Annotated in this window: 16 protein-coding genes and 1 tRNA gene; 9 read left to right on the top strand and 8 right to left on the bottom strand. The window is 68.4% G+C overall.

Annotated features, from left to right (window positions below):
* Positions 1 to 16 precede the first annotated feature (16 nt).
* Complete coding sequence (locus tag HD600_RS14410) at positions 17 to 703, bottom strand: trimeric intracellular cation channel family protein (RefSeq protein ID WP_144796432.1); 687 nt, start codon at positions 701 to 703, stop codon at positions 17 to 19.
* Between the two features lie 36 nt (positions 704 to 739).
* Here HD600_RS14410 and recO point away from each other — a divergent pair, with 36 nt between their 5' ends.
* Positions 740 to 1,480 (top strand): DNA repair protein RecO, encoded by a 741-nt coding sequence (gene recO / locus HD600_RS14405; RefSeq protein ID WP_144796430.1) that lies wholly within the window; start codon positions 740 to 742, stop codon positions 1,478 to 1,480.
* Positions 1,477 to 2,277: an isoprenyl transferase gene (locus HD600_RS14400; RefSeq protein WP_144796428.1), complete on the top strand. Its 801-nt coding sequence runs from the start codon at positions 1,477 to 1,479 to the stop codon at positions 2,275 to 2,277. Before recO ends, HD600_RS14400 begins: the two co-directional genes overlap by 4 nt.
* Positions 2,278 to 2,544: 267 nt before the next feature.
* Here the strand turns inward: HD600_RS14400 and HD600_RS14395 are convergent, their stop codons facing one another.
* Complete coding sequence (locus HD600_RS14395; RefSeq protein ID WP_184284468.1) at positions 2,545 to 3,105, bottom strand: P-loop NTPase family protein; 561 nt, start codon at positions 3,103 to 3,105, stop codon at positions 2,545 to 2,547.
* A 53-nt stretch (positions 3,106 to 3,158) separates the two neighbouring features.
* On the opposite strand from HD600_RS14395, the gene HD600_RS14390 reads away from it, so the two are divergent.
* Entirely contained in the window at positions 3,159 to 3,866 is a 708-nt protein-coding gene (locus HD600_RS14390; protein ID WP_184284466.1) for a DsbA family protein, read from the top strand.
* A gap of 129 nt (positions 3,867 to 3,995) precedes the next feature.
* Here HD600_RS14390 and HD600_RS14385 read toward each other — a convergent pair whose 3' ends face one another.
* Positions 3,996 to 4,490 (bottom strand): glutathione peroxidase, encoded by a 495-nt coding sequence (locus HD600_RS14385; protein WP_184284464.1) that lies wholly within the window; start codon positions 4,488 to 4,490, stop codon positions 3,996 to 3,998.
* A 62-nt stretch (positions 4,491 to 4,552) separates the two neighbouring features.
* On the opposite strand from HD600_RS14385, the gene dusB reads away from it, so the two are divergent.
* The 5 genes from dusB (at position 4,553) to HD600_RS14360 (ending at position 9,920) form a co-directional block, all read left to right on the top strand.
* Positions 4,553 to 5,707 carry a tRNA dihydrouridine synthase DusB gene (dusB, locus tag HD600_RS14380; RefSeq protein ID WP_144796420.1) on the top strand — a complete coding sequence of 385 codons (1,155 nt, stop codon included), beginning with the start codon at positions 4,553 to 4,555 and terminating at the stop codon, positions 5,705 to 5,707.
* Positions 5,697 to 7,082: a deoxyguanosinetriphosphate triphosphohydrolase gene (locus HD600_RS14375; protein ID WP_184284461.1), complete on the top strand. Its 1,386-nt coding sequence runs from the start codon at positions 5,697 to 5,699 to the stop codon at positions 7,080 to 7,082. The genes dusB and HD600_RS14375 overlap by 11 nt, the downstream gene beginning before the upstream one ends.
* Entirely contained in the window at positions 7,082 to 8,941 is a 1,860-nt protein-coding gene (gene dnaG / locus HD600_RS14370; RefSeq protein ID WP_184284459.1) for a DNA primase, read from the top strand. Before HD600_RS14375 ends, dnaG begins: the two co-directional genes overlap by 1 nt.
* A gap of 36 nt (positions 8,942 to 8,977) precedes the next feature.
* Positions 8,978 to 9,754, top strand: a complete 777-nt coding sequence (locus tag HD600_RS14365) for an ATP-binding cassette domain-containing protein (RefSeq protein ID WP_184284457.1) — start codon at positions 8,978 to 8,980, stop codon at positions 9,752 to 9,754.
* A gap of 93 nt (positions 9,755 to 9,847) precedes the next feature.
* Positions 9,848 to 9,920: transfer RNA gene (locus HD600_RS14360), tRNA-Asn, on the top strand.
* A gap of 55 nt (positions 9,921 to 9,975) precedes the next feature.
* Here HD600_RS14360 and HD600_RS14355 read toward each other — a convergent pair.
* Positions 9,976 to 10,497 carry a septum formation family protein gene (locus HD600_RS14355; RefSeq protein WP_184284455.1) on the bottom strand — a complete coding sequence of 174 codons (522 nt, stop codon included), beginning with the start codon at positions 10,495 to 10,497 and terminating at the stop codon, positions 9,976 to 9,978.
* A gap of 59 nt (positions 10,498 to 10,556) precedes the next feature.
* Complete coding sequence (gene def, locus HD600_RS14350; protein ID WP_144796410.1) at positions 10,557 to 11,123, bottom strand: peptide deformylase; 567 nt, start codon at positions 11,121 to 11,123, stop codon at positions 10,557 to 10,559.
* Positions 11,124 to 11,184: 61 nt separating this feature from the next.
* On the opposite strand from def, the gene HD600_RS14345 reads away from it, so the two are divergent.
* Positions 11,185 to 12,207, top strand: a complete 1,023-nt coding sequence (locus HD600_RS14345) for a DMT family transporter (RefSeq protein ID WP_184284871.1) — start codon at positions 11,185 to 11,187, stop codon at positions 12,205 to 12,207.
* On the opposite strand, the gene pgl is transcribed toward HD600_RS14345, so the two are convergent.
* From pgl to zwf, 3 genes are read right to left on the bottom strand one after another with little or no spacing between them, the layout of a single operon-like run.
* Entirely contained in the window at positions 12,201 to 12,980 is a 780-nt protein-coding gene (pgl, locus tag HD600_RS14340; RefSeq protein ID WP_144796409.1) for a 6-phosphogluconolactonase, read from the bottom strand. The two genes, HD600_RS14345 and pgl, sit on opposite strands and share 7 nt — an antisense overlap.
* Positions 12,981 to 12,984: 4 nt before the next feature.
* The gene (locus HD600_RS14335) at positions 12,985 to 13,920 is read right to left on the bottom strand and encodes a glucose-6-phosphate dehydrogenase assembly protein OpcA (protein WP_144796407.1); all 936 of its coding nucleotides are present in this window, start codon (positions 13,918 to 13,920) and stop codon (positions 12,985 to 12,987) included.
* Positions 13,917 to 15,464 carry a glucose-6-phosphate dehydrogenase gene (gene zwf / locus HD600_RS14330; protein WP_184284453.1) on the bottom strand — a complete coding sequence of 516 codons (1,548 nt, stop codon included), beginning with the start codon at positions 15,462 to 15,464 and terminating at the stop codon, positions 13,917 to 13,919. Before zwf ends, HD600_RS14335 begins: the two co-directional genes overlap by 4 nt.
* Between the last annotated feature and the right edge of the window lie 42 nt (positions 15,465 to 15,506).

The raw sequence follows: 15,506 nt of genomic DNA, 5'->3' as shown, positions 1-15,506 counted from the left end.
GTCGTCCGCGGACGGTTCAGGGCTTCACGGTCGGAATGGCACCGGTCTCCGCCGCCACCTTGCGGCGGTAGAGCCGGCGCTGCTCCGGCAGTGACAGGTCGAAGATCACGGCGAGGACGCGGACCACGGCGGTGACGGCGATGCCGATCACGCTCGCGATCACCATGCCGACGCCGAGCGCGTGCAGGCCGACGATCGCCGTGCACCCCAGAAGGGCGGCGACGGCGTACAGCGAACCGACGTGCATGATCGCGACCGGAAGCCCCATGATCACGTCGCGCAGGACGCTGCCTCCGACGGCCGCGCACACGCCGATGAAGACTGCGGGGACGACGGGAAGACCCAACCCGACGGCCTTGCTGGTGCCGAAGGCACCGAACATGCCGATCACGACCGCATCGAGACCCACGATGGCGGGACCGGCCCGGTTCAGAAGACCGGCCAGGAGCATGCCGAGCAGGGCGGCGCCGGCGGCGGTGACCAGATACCAGTTGTTCTGGAGCGTCGCCGGCGGCTGTCCGAGCATGAGGTCACGGATGAGACCGCCGCCCATGCCGATGAGGATGCCGATGATCGCGACGCCGAGCAGATCGAGGCGTCGCTGCCCCTGGAACCCCGAGGCGAACATCGCCCCCTGGACCCCGCCGAGACCCACACCCAGCAGGTCTGCCCAGAACGGAATGATGAAGAGCGGTTCGGTCACGAGTCCATTCTCACCTGAGCAGAGGATAATCGAAGGGTGCCCACCTATCGAGATGAAGCGGTGATCCTGCGCACCCACAAGCTCGGTGAGGCGGATCGCATCGTCACCATGCTCTCGCGGCGCAACGGCAAGATCCGTGCGGTGGCAAAGGGCGTCCGTCGCACGTCGTCGAAGTTCGGGTCCCGGCTGGAACCGTTCATGGTCGCCGACGTGCAGCTGTACCAGGGGCGCTCGCTCGACATCGTCCAGCAGGCGGAGTCGCTGGGGGCGTACGGCAGCGAGATCGCCGCGCACTACGAGCGGTTCACCTCCGCGAGTGCGATGGTGGAGACCGCCGATCGGTTGAACGACTCCGAGGCGACGCCGGAGCAGTACCTTCTGCTCGTCGGCGGTCTGCGTGCACTCTCCCGCGGCGAGCATGCTGCGCGCAGCATCCTCGATTCCTACCTTCTGCGCGTCATGGCTCTCTCGGGGTGGGCTCCGTCGCTCAGCGACTGCGCCCGTTGCGGGGCGCCCGGCCCGCACCGCAGCTTCGTCGTGCAGCTCGGCGGTCTCGTGTGCGGTGACTGCGCACCGGCAGGAAGTCCTCGGATCGCCGATTCGACCCTCGATCTGCTGCGCTCGCTCATCCGCGGGGAGTGGGATGCCGTCGATGCGGCCCCCGGCTCGGACACCGCGGCGGCGTCCGGGCTCGTCTCGGCGTACACGCAGTTCCATCTGGAGCGCGGCATCCGCTCGCTCGCCCACATCGGATCAGACCGGGAAGGTGCGCGTTGAGCCCCAAACCGTACACGCACAAGGACGCTGTGCCCTACCGTCCACTCGACTGGACCGGCATCCACCCTCCGGAGTTCCCCAGGGTTCCCGAGCACGTCGCCATCGTCATGGACGGCAACGGCCGGTGGGCGAATCGGCAGGGGCTCACGCGGATCCAGGGGCACAAAGCAGGCGAGGAAGTCCTCCTCGACGTCGTCGCCGGCGCCATCCAGGCCGGCGTGAAGCATCTCTCCGTGTACGCGTTCTCGACGGAGAACTGGGCGCGCTCGCCCGAGGAGGTGCGCTTCCTCATGGGGTACAACCGCGACGTGCTTCATCGGCGGCGCGACCAGCTCAACGAGTGGGGCGTCAGGATCCGGTGGGCGGGGCGGAAGCCGCGTCTGTGGGGGTCGGTCATCAAGGAGCTGCAGTACGCCGAGAAGCTCACCGCCGGCAACGACGTCCTCACCCTGACGATGTGCGTGAACTACGGCGGCCGGGTCGAGATCGTCGACGCCGTGCGGTCCCTCGCCGCCGAAGTCGCCGCCGGACGTCTCAAGCCCAACGCGATCAACGAGAAGATGATCCGGCGCAACCTCTACGTGCCGGAGATGCCGGACGTGGACCTCTTCCTGCGGAGCTCGGGGGAGCAGCGCACGTCGAACTTCCTGCTGTGGCAGTCCGCATACGCCGAGATGGTGTTCCTCGACACGCTCTGGCCGGACTTCTCGCGCGAGGAGCTGTGGCGCGCGATCGAGATCTACCTGTCGCGCGACCGTCGCTTCGGTGGCGCGGTGGACGCCCCCGCACCGGCCTGAGCGACGTCCGTCCGCGACGCGTCCGTCGTACGCGTCCGCATCCGCACCAGGCGTCCTCTTTCACACCACCCGCCCTCTTCCGCACCACCCGCCCTCTTCCGCACCGCACGGATGCAGGGTCGAAGCACGGATGCAGGTCCGAACCAACCGATTCTCCCTGCAGGCGTGCGACCACCCTGCATCCGTGCGGTCGTCGCGCGTGTGCGGTAGGTCGCCCGCCGGCGCTGGGTCGCACGCCGGGACCTGCATGTCCCGGAAGCCGCGGGATCAGTTCGCCTGCAGCCAGCGCTCCGTGGCCCGCGGGTGGGGGAGCCGCACGATCGTCAGGTGCGGGAACCGCTCCTGGATCGCCGGCATTCGGGTGGACCAGTTGTTCCGCGTCCTCGACTGCCAGACGAGGATGTTCTCCTCGGGGTCTCGGGTGCGCAGGAGCTCCCAGAGGGGTTTCTCGACGTTGTCGTTGAACATCTTCGTCCGCAGGATGCTGCGCTGCAGCGTGCGCCGCACGAGACGTCCCCGCACCACGTGCCACGGATAGTCGAGCCAGATCGCGAGCTGCGCCCGCGGCGTGACGATCTCGTCGGTCCCCTTGCTGGTGTACTGCCACTCCGTGACCCACCGCTCGGTCGAGGCGAAGGCGCGCACGTCGTCGAGGAACTGCGGGCGCGGGGTCCAGTTCGGCCCGTGATGGAGGGCGTCGATCTCGTGATGCGTGAGATCCCACTTCGTCGCGAGGCGCCGGGCGAGCGTGGTCTTCCCCGATCCGGTGACTCCGGCGATGAGCACCCGCTGCGGGCGGAAGGGCAGCGGATCGGAGGCGGACAGCATTCGGAGATGCTATCAACGGAATATATCGCGGCGGTGCCGATGTTGTACCGAGGGTGAGCCAACCCATAACCATTGACATCTGGTCCGACATCGCCTGCCCGTGGTGCTACATCGGCAAGCGCAATCTCGAAGCGGGTCTCGCGGCGACCGCATCCGACGAAGACGCCCCGCAGGTCGACATCACCTTCCATTCCTTCGAACTCTCGCCTGACACGCCCGTCGACTTCGACGGTGACGAGATCGACTTCCTCGCAGGGCACAAGGGCATGCCGCGCGAACAGGTCACGCAGATGCTCGACAACGTCACCGCGGTCGCCGCGAAGGCGGGGCTCGAGTACCGGTTCGACCTGCTCAAGCACACCAACACCGTGAAGGCGCACGAGCTGCTCCACCACGCCAAGGCCGCAGGTCTTCAGCACGAGATGGAGGAGCGGCTGATGTCCGCGTACTTCACCGAGGGCAAGCACGTCGGCCGTGTTGACGACCTCGTCGAGCTCGCCGTCGAGGTGGGGCTGGATGCCGAGTCCACCCGCGCGGCGCTCGAGAGCGAGACGCATCTGCCGGCCGTCCGCCAGGATCAGGCACAGGCGCAGGCCTACGGGATCCAGGGCGTGCCGTTCTTCGTCCTCAACGGGCAGTACGGGATCTCCGGAGCTCAGCCCGCCGACACCTTCACCAACGTGCTGCGCGATCTGTGGGCGAAGCGGGACGGCGCGGGGGCGGGAGAGACCGCCGAAGCCGAAGAAGCCGCGACCGTCTGACGCGCGCCGGCTCCACCAACAGAAGTGGCACGGATCACGCCTCGCGGCGCGGTCCGTGCCACTGGTGTGTCGGGAGTCGATGCGAGGCGGACGGGTCCACCGCGCATCGAGTCGCCACCGAGCAAGGGCTCAGCGGGTCAGCGCACCCTCGATGGCCTCGATGATCTCCGGGGAGTCGGGCGTCTGCTTCGGACGGAACCGCTGAACGGAGCCGTCGGGCAGCACGAGGAACTTCTCGAAGTTCCATTCCACACGACCGGTCTTGCCACGGGCATCCGGCGTCTGGGTGAGCGTCTTGTAGAGGTCGGTGGCCGAGCGCCCGTTCACGCGCACCTTGTCGTTGATCGGGAAGCTCACGCCGTACGTCGTCGAGCAGAACTCCTGGATCTGCTCGAGTGAGCCCGGCTCCTGTCCCATGAACTGATTGCAGGGGAAGCCGACGACGCTGAACCCGCGCTCACCGTAGGTGCGCTGCAGCTGCTCGAGCTGCTCGTACTGCGGGGTCAGGCCGCACTTGGAGGCGACATTGACGACGAGGACGACATCCGCTCCGAGGTCGTCGATGGTCTTCTGAGCGCCGTTCGCATCGGTGAACGGGATCTGGCGAACGCTGGAATCGGTCATATCCACACCCTATGTCCGCGATGCGGCGCAGGGTGCGGAGAGGGTGGGAGAATGGAGAGGACATGACTATCGCTCCCGCACCCGCACGCGCACTGCGCATCGGCCCGATCGAACTCGACGTGCCGGTCGTCCTCGCCCCGATGGCCGGGATCACGAACACGGCGTTCCGTCGACTGTGTCGCGAGTACGGCGCCGGCCTCTACGTCAGTGAGATGATCACGTCGCGCGCTCTCGTGGAACGCAACGACACGACCATGCGCCTCATCCGTCATCATGAGTCCGAGACGCCGCGCTCGATCCAGCTGTACGGCGTCGACCCCGGCACCATCGCCGAGGCCGTGCGCATCATCGTCGCAGAGGACCACGCCGACCACATCGACCTGAACTTCGGATGCCCCGTCCCCAAGGTCACCCGCAAGGGCGGCGGTGCCGCGCTGCCGTGGAAGACGAAGCTCTTCGCCGACATCGTCGAGCAGGCCGTCAAGGCCGCCGGCCCGCTGCCGCTCACCGTCAAGATGCGCAAGGGCATCGACCCCGACCACCTCACGTTCCTCGATGCCGGACGCGCCGCAGAAGACGCCGGTGCGGCCGCCGTCGCTCTGCACGCCCGTACCGCCAGCGAGTTCTACTCCGGTCACGCCGACTGGAACGCGATCGGTGAGCTGAAGCAGGCCGTCACGGGCATCCCGGTGCTCGGCAACGGAGACATCTGGGCGGCCGAGGACGCCGTCCGCATGATGGCCGAGACCGACTGCGACGGCGTCGTCGTCGGCCGCGGCTGCCTCGGTCGGCCCTGGCTGTTCGGAGACCTCGCCGCCGCCTTCGGTGCGGAGGCACCGGACGTCGATGCCACACTCGGTTTCGTCGCCGACGCCTTCCGCCGTCACGCCGAGCTGCTCGTCGAGTTCTTCGACGATGAGGACCACGGATGCCGCGACATCCGCAAGCACGTCGCCTGGTACTTCAAGGGCTACCCGGTCGGGAGTGAGATCCGTACGGGTCTCGCGACCGCGCAGAGCCTCGCGCACATCGACGAGCTCCTCGGGCAGCTCGACCGTGACGCGCCGTATCCCGGCGAGGGGGCGGAGGGGCAGCGCGGCCGGTCCGGACGCCCGAAGCGTCCTGCACTGCCGGACAAGTGGCTGGAGACGCGCGACGTCGAGGCGAGCACCGGCGAGATGCTGCGCGGAGCGGAGATCGAGAACAGTGGTGGCTGACGCGTCCTGGGTCGGCGTGCCCGGGTACGAGCCGCACGACGCCGAACGCTTCGTCACACAGACTCACCGATCGGAACGCGACGACTTCGCCCGTGACCGCGCCCGGGTGCTGCACTCCGCGGCGCTGCGTCGCCTCGCGGCGAAGACGCAGGTCCTGAGCCCTGCGAGCACCGCGGACTTCGCCCGCAACCGCCTCACCCATTCGCTGGAGGTCGCGCAGGTCGGACGCGAACTGGCCGGGGCACTCGGTGTCTCGGCGGACGTCGTCGACACCGCATGCCTGAGCCACGACCTCGGTCACCCGCCGTTCGGCCACAACGGCGAGCGGGCCCTGAACGAATGGGCAGAGCCCATCGGCGGGTTCGAGGGAAACGCGCAGTCGCTGCGCATCCTCACCCGGCTCGAGGCCAAGGTCCTCGATGACGACGGTCGCTCGGTCGGACTCAACCTCACCAGGGCGAGCCTCGACGCCACGTGCAAGTACCCCTGGACGGTCGACAGCCCCGTCCCCGACCCCGGTGGCCGCCTGAAGTTCGGCGTGTACCCGGAGGATGAGGCGGTGTTCCGCTGGATGCGCGACGGCGCACCCGGGCGGCTGCGGTGCATCGAGGCCGAGATCATGGACCTCTCGGACGACATCGGCTACTCCGTGCACGACTTCGAGGACGCGATCGTCAACGGCTACCTCGACGTGGCGCAGCTGTCCGATCCCGCTGAGCACCAGGCACTGGTCAGTCGGATCCAGCAGTGGGTCGGATACGACTTCACACGGGACGAGCTGGCCGACGCGCTGTACCGTCTCACGCGGCAGTCGATGTGGCTCACCTCGTTCGATCGCTCCCGCCAGGATCTCGCGCGTCTCAAGAACCTCACCAGTGACCTCATCGGCCGTTTCGCGCGTGCAGCGGTGACGGCGACGAGAGAGACCTACGACGGCCCGTCGCTGGTCCGGTACAACGCCCACGTCGTCGTCCCCCGTGTCGTCGAGGCGGAGATCGCGGTCCTCAAGGGCATCATGGGGCAGGCCATCGTCACCATCGACGCCCGCAAGGGCGTCTACAAGGAGCAGCGCAGGGTCCTCACACGTCTCGCCGACGCGCTCTGGTCGACGGATGCGCTGTGGAACGCGGGCGCTGATGTGCTGGAGCCGGCATTCGCCGCGGACTTCCTCGCCGCAGACACCGATGCCGTGCGCGCCCGAGTGGTGGTGGACCAGATCGCCAGCCTCACGGACCAGACGGCCCTGGACTGGCACAACCGGCTTGTCGGAGACATCGATCCGGCGGAGGTCGGGATCTGGACGCCGCGCACCGCGCGTTCGACCCAGCGGACTCGCACGCAGCATCCTGTCCGTCTCACCGAAGGGGCCCGCTGATGCCTCGCATCAGACAGGCCGACGTCGACGAGGTCAAGGCGCGGACCAACATCGGCGACATCGTCGGAGAGCGCGTCGCGCTGAAGTCCGCCGGCGTCGGATCGCTCAAGGGGCTGTGCCCGTTCCACGATGAGAAGAGTCCGAGCTTCCACGTGCGACCGCAAGTGGGGTTCTACCACTGCTTCGGATGCGGCGAGTCGGGCGACGTGTACTCCTTCCTGCGTGCGATGGATCACGTCAGCTTCACCGAAGCCGTCGAGCGCCTGGCCGGACGGCTCGGTTACACCCTGCACTACGAGGACGGGGGAGCGGCACCGGAGACGAGCGGGCGCAGTCGCCTGTACGCCGCGAACACGGCAGCGGCGGAGTTCTTCCGCAGCCAGCTGCTGAGCGCGGACGCCGAGACGGGGCGGCGCTTCCTCGGTGAGCGCGGGTTCGACGCGGGAGCGGCCGCGCACTTCGGAGTGGGATTCGCGCCTCGCGGCTGGGACGGCATGCTCAAGGCTCTCACCGCCCAGGGGTTCACCCGCGACGAGTTGCTCGCCGCGGGGCTCGTCTCGCAGGGCCACCGCGGTGTATACGACCGGTTCCGCGGTCGACTTGTCTGGCCGATCCGCGACGTGACCGGTCAGACGATCGGCTTCGGCGCGCGGAAGCTGTTCGACGACGACCAGGGGCCGAAGTACCTCAACACCCCTGAGACGATCATCTACAAGAAGGCCCAGGTGCTCTACGGGCTCGACCTCGCCAAGCGTGACATCTCCCGCGGCGACCCTCGTCGGGTCGTCGTCGTCGAGGGGTACACCGACGTGATGGCCTGCCACCTCGCGGGCGTGACGACGGCGATCGCCACCTGTGGCACGGCGTTCGGGCCGGAGCACATCAAGGTGCTCCGCCGGGTGATGGGCGACGATTCCAGTTCCGGCGAGGTCGTCTTCACGTTCGACGGTGACGAGGCGGGGCAGAAGGCCGCGCTGCGCGCCTTCAGCGAGGACGACCGGTTCAACGCGCAGACGTTCGTCGCCGTGGCCCCGAACGGACTCGACCCGTGCGATCTTCGCCTGCAGCGAGGAGATGCCGCGGTGCGGGGCCTCATGGACGCCAAGGTGCCGATGTTCGAGTTCGCGATCGACCGCAAGCTGGCGGGCTTCGACCTGGCGACGGTCGAGGGGCAGGTCGGCGCGCTGCGAGCGGCGGCGCCCATCGTCGCGGAGATCCGCGACCGGCTGATCCGTCCCGGTTATGAGCGTGTGCTGGCGCGCCGCCTCGGCATGGACCCGACCGAGGTGCGCGCCGAAGTGGAGCGCGCTGCGCGCGGGGCCGCGACGACCGGTCAGAGACAGCCTGAGAAGGCCCAGGGTGCGCCGGCGCCGGAACCGGGTGGCATCCCGGCTGTCACGCTGGCGAGCCTGCCGCGCACGGCCGACGTGGCCATGGAGCGGGGCATGATCATGGGCGCGCTGCAGTACGGTCACCAGGTCGATCAGGCGATGCTGTCCCGGGCACTCGGAGCGCCGTTCCGGCATCCGGCGCTCGAGGCGATCCGCGAGACGATCGCGGCCGTCCCCGACAGGACGAGGGCCGGTTGGGCGATGGATGCCGTCAACGCCGTGCGCGAGCCGTACCGGACGCTCGCCGGTGAGCTCCTCATGAGTCCGTTCCCTGCGAAGGACGAGGCGGGGGCGGTGGCCTCCACCGCCGACCTGTGCCGCCGCATGATCGTCCGCAGCCTGGAGCGCGAGAAGCAGGAGTTGCTCGGCGCGATCCAGCGCGTCCCGGCGGACTCCGACGGCGGACGCGCCCTGCGCGTTCGCCTGCGCGACATCGACGGGGAGCGTCAGCGGTTCGCCGAGTCGTAACCCCCGCAGATTCCCGCCGCGGGGGAGGATGGGATCATGCCCCGAAAGCCCCCCTCCACTCACCTGATCGACTGCTCCGATCTCGTCATCGATCGGATCGGTCACAGTGCGCCGACGCGCGCCGTCGACGGTGTGACCTTCGCATTGCCGCCCGGGGAGCTGATCTGTGTCGCCGGTCCGACCGGATCAGGGAAATCCACGCTCGTCGCGGCCCTCGCCGGAGCGACGGACCCCTCCGTGCGCATCGCCGGAGGGCGGGCGGAGGTCTGCGGCGTCAACGTGCGCAAGCCGGGACGCCGTCATCGCGAACTCACCTACCGTACGGGGTACATCCCGCAGGGCGCCGGCGCCGATCTGCCGCCCACCCTGACCGTCAGCGACGTCATCGCCGAACCGATCCTCATCCGGGAGAAGCGGGTGAACACCAGGGCGCTGTCCATCCGTGTCGCCACGCTGCTCGACGAGATGCACCTGCCGCTGGGAACAGCGGCGAAGTTCCCGTACGAGCTCAGCGCCGGCATGCGTCAGCGCGTGGCGATCGCCCGGTCGTTCGTGCTGGAGCCCAGGGTGCTCATCGCCGATGAGCCGCTGGCGAACCTCGACCTGGAGGTGCGGCCGGTGGTGTTCGACGCGATCACCCGGCGCCGGAAGGAGGACGGGATGGGCGCGCTCCTCGTCACGAACGACGCCGCCTTCATCCGCGAACTCAACGCGGAGACCCTCATGCTGCGCGGTGGTCACGTCGTGGCGCGCGGTGTCGGCAAGGACCTTCTCTGGGTCCCGAACGCGGAGGCGGATTCCCCGGGGTGGTGAACGCGTGAGACACGCCCGACGGGCCTCGCCGATGTGACGAGCACCCGTGGGAGTTTGCTAGGATTGTGGAGTTGCCTCGGCGACGAGGCATGATCCCCTGTAGCTCAATTGGCAGAGCAGCCGGCTGTTAACCGGCAGGTTGTTGGTTCGAGTCCAACCGGGGGAGCAAAAAACCCCCAGGACTTCACGAAGTCCTGGGGGTTTCGCCGTTCCCTGTGGGATCAGCGCGCGGCGCCCTCGAGGGATTCGGTGAGTTCGACCGAGCCGGTACCGGCCTCGTCGGGTTCGTAGACGATGCACTGCACGAGGCGATCGTTCGCCTGCGTCCAGGTCTCCTCGGTGGGGGTCATCCACCAGAAGTCCAGGGTCGACTCGTAGTAGTCGGTGCCGACGAACTCCGAGAAGGCCGGGACGCACTGGGCCTCGACCTCGGCGGTGATCTCGTCCTCGCTCGGCAGCTCGTCCCCCGTGAGTTCGAACTCGTAGAAGACCTCGTCGGTGTGCGGCTCGGAGCAGGGCACGACGTCGAGATCCGTGATCTCCCCTGTGGTGTCTGCCTCCGGCATGCAGTCGCCGACCTGCAGGGAGAAGACGTCGATGTTCGAGCCCTCCGTGACGTTCCCCTCCTCGTCGCGCTGCGCGTCGTTGCTGCCACCGAGGACGTTGCATCCGCTGAGCGCGACGGTCAGGGCGACCGCGGTCCCTGCCAGCGCGAGTGTGCGCGTCGTGCGCGTGGTGATCATGATCGTGTTCTCCTCCGGTGATCGCAGCCGACTCGTGGCGTCGGCGTGCGCAATCCTATCTATCCCTCGAGATCGTCGACACCCGGCATCCAGCTCGAACTGGTGCGGCCCCACCCGCGCTTGCGGGCGATCTTCTGTGCCGTCTTCCAGTCGCCGTCCGAGAGGCGGTCGATGTAGAGGATGCCGTCGAGGTGATCGAACTCGTGCTGCATGATGCGCGCGCGCCAGCCGTCGACCTCGATGCGCACCGGTGCGCCCTCGAGGTCGATCCCGGTGACGAGGACGCGATCGGCGCGACGCAGCGGGAACCGCTCGCCGGGGAACGAGAGGCACCCTTCGGACTCTTCCTCCGGGTCAGGGGCGCCGGGCTCGGGCGGCGACATCCACAGCACCGGGTTGATGATGACACCGCGCCAGGGGCGGTCGTCGTCGTCGACGTACGCATACGTGTAGATGCGGAGCGCATGACCGACCTGCGGGGCCGCAAGGCCGACGCCGGGAGCGGCATCCATGGTCTCGAACATGTCGGCGACGAGACGGCGTATCTCGTCGTCGATCTCAGCGACCTCGGATGCGGGGGAGTGCAGGACAGGATCGCCCATGATGCGAATCGGAAGAACAGCCACGCCACAACCCTACTTGCCGTCGGCGGGCCGGTAAGGTTTCAGTGTGAGCCCCGGAGTATGGATGTCCGTCGAAGAGGTCAGCGATCAGCTGGTCGGGGCATTCCAGAACCCGGCGCTGCTGTTGGGCATCCCGCTCGCCCTCGCCGGCGCGGTGTTCATGTCCCTCGGCGCGCAGTACCAGCACCGCGGCGTGACCAAGGTCGAGCGGCTCAGCGGTGCCAAGGGCGCGTCGGGGCTGAACGGTTCGCAGATCAAGGCGCTGCTGACCCGGCCCTCCTGGCTCCTCGGCACGCTCATGCTCGGGCTGGCGATCGTCTGTCAGCTCGCGGCGCTGGCGATCGCGCCGCTCATCGTCGTGCAGCCGCTCGGCGCGATCGCGCTCGTGATCACCACACTCCTCAACGCGCACGTCTCGGGGCACACGCCGACGAAGAAGTCGATCACATCGATCGTCGCCTGCGTCGGCGGGATCTTCCTGTTCGTCTTCCTCGCGGCGATCTATGCGACGGAGAAGGAGGTGACGACGGACAAACTGTTCGTCATCCTCACGACCCTCCTCGTCGTGATCATCGTCCTCGGAGCGTGCTGGCTCATCCTCCGGCACCGCATGCGGGCGCTGTTCTACATCATCGGCGCCGGCATCCTCTACGGGTTCGTCGCCACGCTCGCGAAGGTGATCATCAAGCGCATCCAGGCGGAGAACTTCGACTGGCTGACGCTCGTCTGCGTCATCGCGCTGATCGCGGCTGCTGCGGTGGGTGCGTACTTCGTGCAGACGGCATACAGCTCAGGACCGCCCGACCTCGTCATCGCCGGGCTCACCGTCGTCGATCCCATCGTCGCGGTCGTCATCGGCATCGTCGTCCTCGGCGAGGCCGCAGCGGCCCCGTTCTGGGCACTGATCGCCTTCGTGGTCATCGGCGCCGTCGCCGTGTGGGGAGTCGTCGGGCTCGCTCGACACCACCCGCAGGTGCTCAGTGAGAGCCAGGAACTCGGCATCGCCCGAGGAAGCGACAGTGCGGCGGACGCGGAGAACACCGCGAGCGGCACGACCCCGCGGGATGATTCCGGGTCCGCTCAGTAGTTCTGATCGATGAGGTCCTCGGAGACCTCGGCCGCGGCGGCTTCATCGACGAAGAAGACCGTGCGCTTGCGGCCCTTGGCGCCGGCGACCGGCACGGTCGGGTAGCTCGCTCCGGCGAGAGCCAGCCCGAGCGCCGAGGCCTTGTCCGCCCCGGTGAGCACCAGCCACACGCGCTTGGCCGAATTGATCACGGGGCGCGTCAGCGTGATGCGCTCTGCCGGCGGCTTTGGGGCGTCTCGCACCGGAAGCGCGGCCGCATCGGTGACGGTCACCTCCACGCGGTCGGGGAACAGGGAGGCGACATGACCGTCCGTTCCGACGCCGAGGAAGCAGACCGCGAACGACGGCCATGCCTCGCCCTTGGCGCCGAAGCGCGCGAGCTCGGCCGCGTATGCCGCCGCGGCTTCGTCGAGCGTGAGGCCGCTGTCGGACGCGGCGATCTCGTGCACGTTCTCCGCCGGCACGTCGATGTGGTCCAGGAAGGCCGCTCTCGACTGTCGTGCGTTGCGCTCCGGGTCATCATGGGGCACGAAGCGCTCGTCGCCCCACCAGAAGTGCACGAGGGACCAGTCCACGTCCGCGATGCCGGGGTGCCGCGACGCCGCCTCGAGCACGGTGCCGCCCGTCGACCCGCCAGGGAGGGCGATGTGTGCGATCCTCCCATTGCGGGTACGTGCCATGACACGACTGAGGAACCGATCGGCGACGCGCTGCGCCACGGCTCCCGGGGACGGATCGATGACGACGACCTTCTCGCGGGACGGTGCTTCCATGCGTTTACGCTACCTTCTCGGGCGGACCGAGCTGCTCCCAACCGTCCGTGATGACGCGTCCGTAGAGCACATCCGGATCCAGACGACGCAGCTCTTCGGCCAGGCACTCCCGCAGGGTGCGTCGCGGAAGGACGAGATCGTGATCCGGCTGGTCGGGCTGGGTGAGCACCGCGACGCCGGGCTGCGGCCGCTCGAGGAGGATGTCGCCGCTCGCACGGGTCAACCGCACCGACTTGATGCCGTCCGACCAGTGAGCGGGGTCCTCATAGGACCAGTGGACCTGCACCTTCAGCGCGAGGCGCAGCCACGCCGCCAGCAGCGCGGTCGACGGCGAGTCCGCCGCTCCCCGCACCTCGACGGCCGTGACCGGCTCGAACGGGGGCTGGTCGAGGACCGCGGCGAGCTGCTCACGCCAGTGCGTGAGGCGCGTCCATGCGAGGTCCGTGTCGCCGGGAGCGTGGGTCTTGCCGCGCAGCGAGAGCCGATCGCGGACGTCGGGGGAGGTCGCGGCATCCGTGATGCGCCGCTGGGCGATGCGGCCGAGCGGCGAGGACGCCGGATCGGTGGGAGCCTCGTCCGGCCACCAAGCCACGACAGGGGCATCGGGGAGCAGGAGTCCGGTGATCAGGCTCTCGGCGTTGCTCGCCGCCGAGCCGTACGCCCGAAGGACGACGACCTCGCTCGCACCGGCGTCCCCGCCGATGCGGATCTGCGCGTCCAGATGATCCTCGCCGTCGCCGACGGTGAGGACGATCACCCGCATCGGGTGCTCGCGGGATGCGTCGTTGGCGGCGTCGATGGCCTCTTCGGCGACACCGTTGCGCGCAGCGATGACGAGGGTGAGCACACGCCCGAGAGCGACGGCGCCGCCCTCCTCGCGCACCTTGACCAGCTGCTTGGCGACCTGGCTGACGGTCGTGTCGGGAAGGTCGATGATCATGGGCGTCTCCAGACTCGTCCGTCACGGGCAAGGAGGGCGTCGGCGGATGCCGGCCCCCAGGAACCGGGAGCGTACTGCTCCAGCGGACCGCCCTCGGCGGCCCAGTACTGCTCGACCGGGTCGAGGATCTTCCAGCTCAGTTCCACCTCTTCGTGACGGGGGAACAGCGGCGGGTCGCCGAGGAGGACGTCGAGGATGAGACGTTCGTACGCTTCGGGGCTCGCCTCGGTGAACGCGTGCCCGTAGCCGAAGTCCATCGTCACATCGCGCACGTTGGTTCCGGTGCCTGGCACCTTGGAACCGAAACGGATCGTGACACCCTCGTCCGGCTGGACGCGGATGACGAGGGCGTTCTGACCGAGTTCGGCGGCGTTGCCGCGACCGAACAGGTGCTCAGGTGCGCGCTGGAAGACGACGGCGATCTCGGTGACTCGCCGGCCGAGGCGCTTGCCGCTGCGCAAGTAGAACGGCACACCGGCCCAACGGCGGTTCGCGATCTCGAGCTTGATCGCCGCGTAGGTCTCCGTCACGGATTCGGGGTTCATCCCGTCCTCGTCGAGGAATCCCTCCACCTGCTGACCGCCCTGCCAGCCACCGGCGTACTGTCCACGCGCCGTCGCGAGCGAGAGGTCCTCCGGCAGCTTCACGGCCGCCAGCACCTTCTCCTTCTCGGCGCGCAGGTTCTCGGCGGAGAGGCTGATCGGCTCCTCCATCGCGGTCAGCGCGAGCAGCTGGAGGAGGTGGTTCTGGATCACGTCGCGCGCAGCGCCGATCCCGTCGTAGTACCCGGCTCGTCCTCCGACGCCGATGTCCTCGGCCATGGTGATCTGCACGTGGTCGACGAAGTTCCGGTTCCAGATCGGTTCGTACAGCGCATTGGCGAACCGGAGGGCGAGGATGTTCTGGACGGTCTCCTTGCCGAGGTAGTGGTCGATGCGGAAGATCGAGTCCGCAGGGAACGCCACCTCGAGCGCCTCATTGAGCGCCCGCGCGGAGTCGAGATCATGACCGAACGGCTTCTCGATGACCACACGGCGCCACTGGTCGTCGCCGCGGTCCTCGCCGACCAGTCCCGATTCCTTCAGCTGCTTCGCGACGAGCGGGAAGGCCTTCGGTGGGATCGACAGGTAATACGCGTGGTTCCCCATCGTGCCGCGTTCGACGTCGAGCTTCTCCACGGTCTCGCGGAGCTTCACGAACGACTCGGGGTTGTCGAACTCCCCGGAGACGAAACGGATGCCCTGCAGCAGCTGCTTCCAAGTCTCCTCGCGGAACTCCGTCCGCGCGTGCTCCTTGACGGCCTCGTAGACGACCTGAGCGAAGTCCTGGTCCTCCCAGTCGCGACGCGCGAAGCCGACGAGCGCGAACCCTGGGGGCAGCAGTCCTCGGTTGGCGAGGTCGTAGACCGCGGGCATCAGCTTCTTACGGGACAGGTCGCCCGTGACCCCGAAGATCACCAGCGCACTGGGACCTGCGATGCGATTCAGACGGCGATCATCGGGGTCGCGCAACGGGTTGCGGCCGCGAGAGACGGGAACGGTCATCGGTGGGATGTACTCCTGTACTGGCGTGAGCCCGAGGGCGTC

Source organism: Microbacterium ginsengiterrae (assembly GCF_014205075.1).
Classification (GTDB): domain Bacteria; phylum Actinomycetota; class Actinomycetes; order Actinomycetales; family Microbacteriaceae; genus Microbacterium; species Microbacterium ginsengiterrae.
The sequence above is the reverse complement of the archived record's forward strand: the minus strand, read 5'-3'. Positions and strand labels throughout refer to the sequence as shown.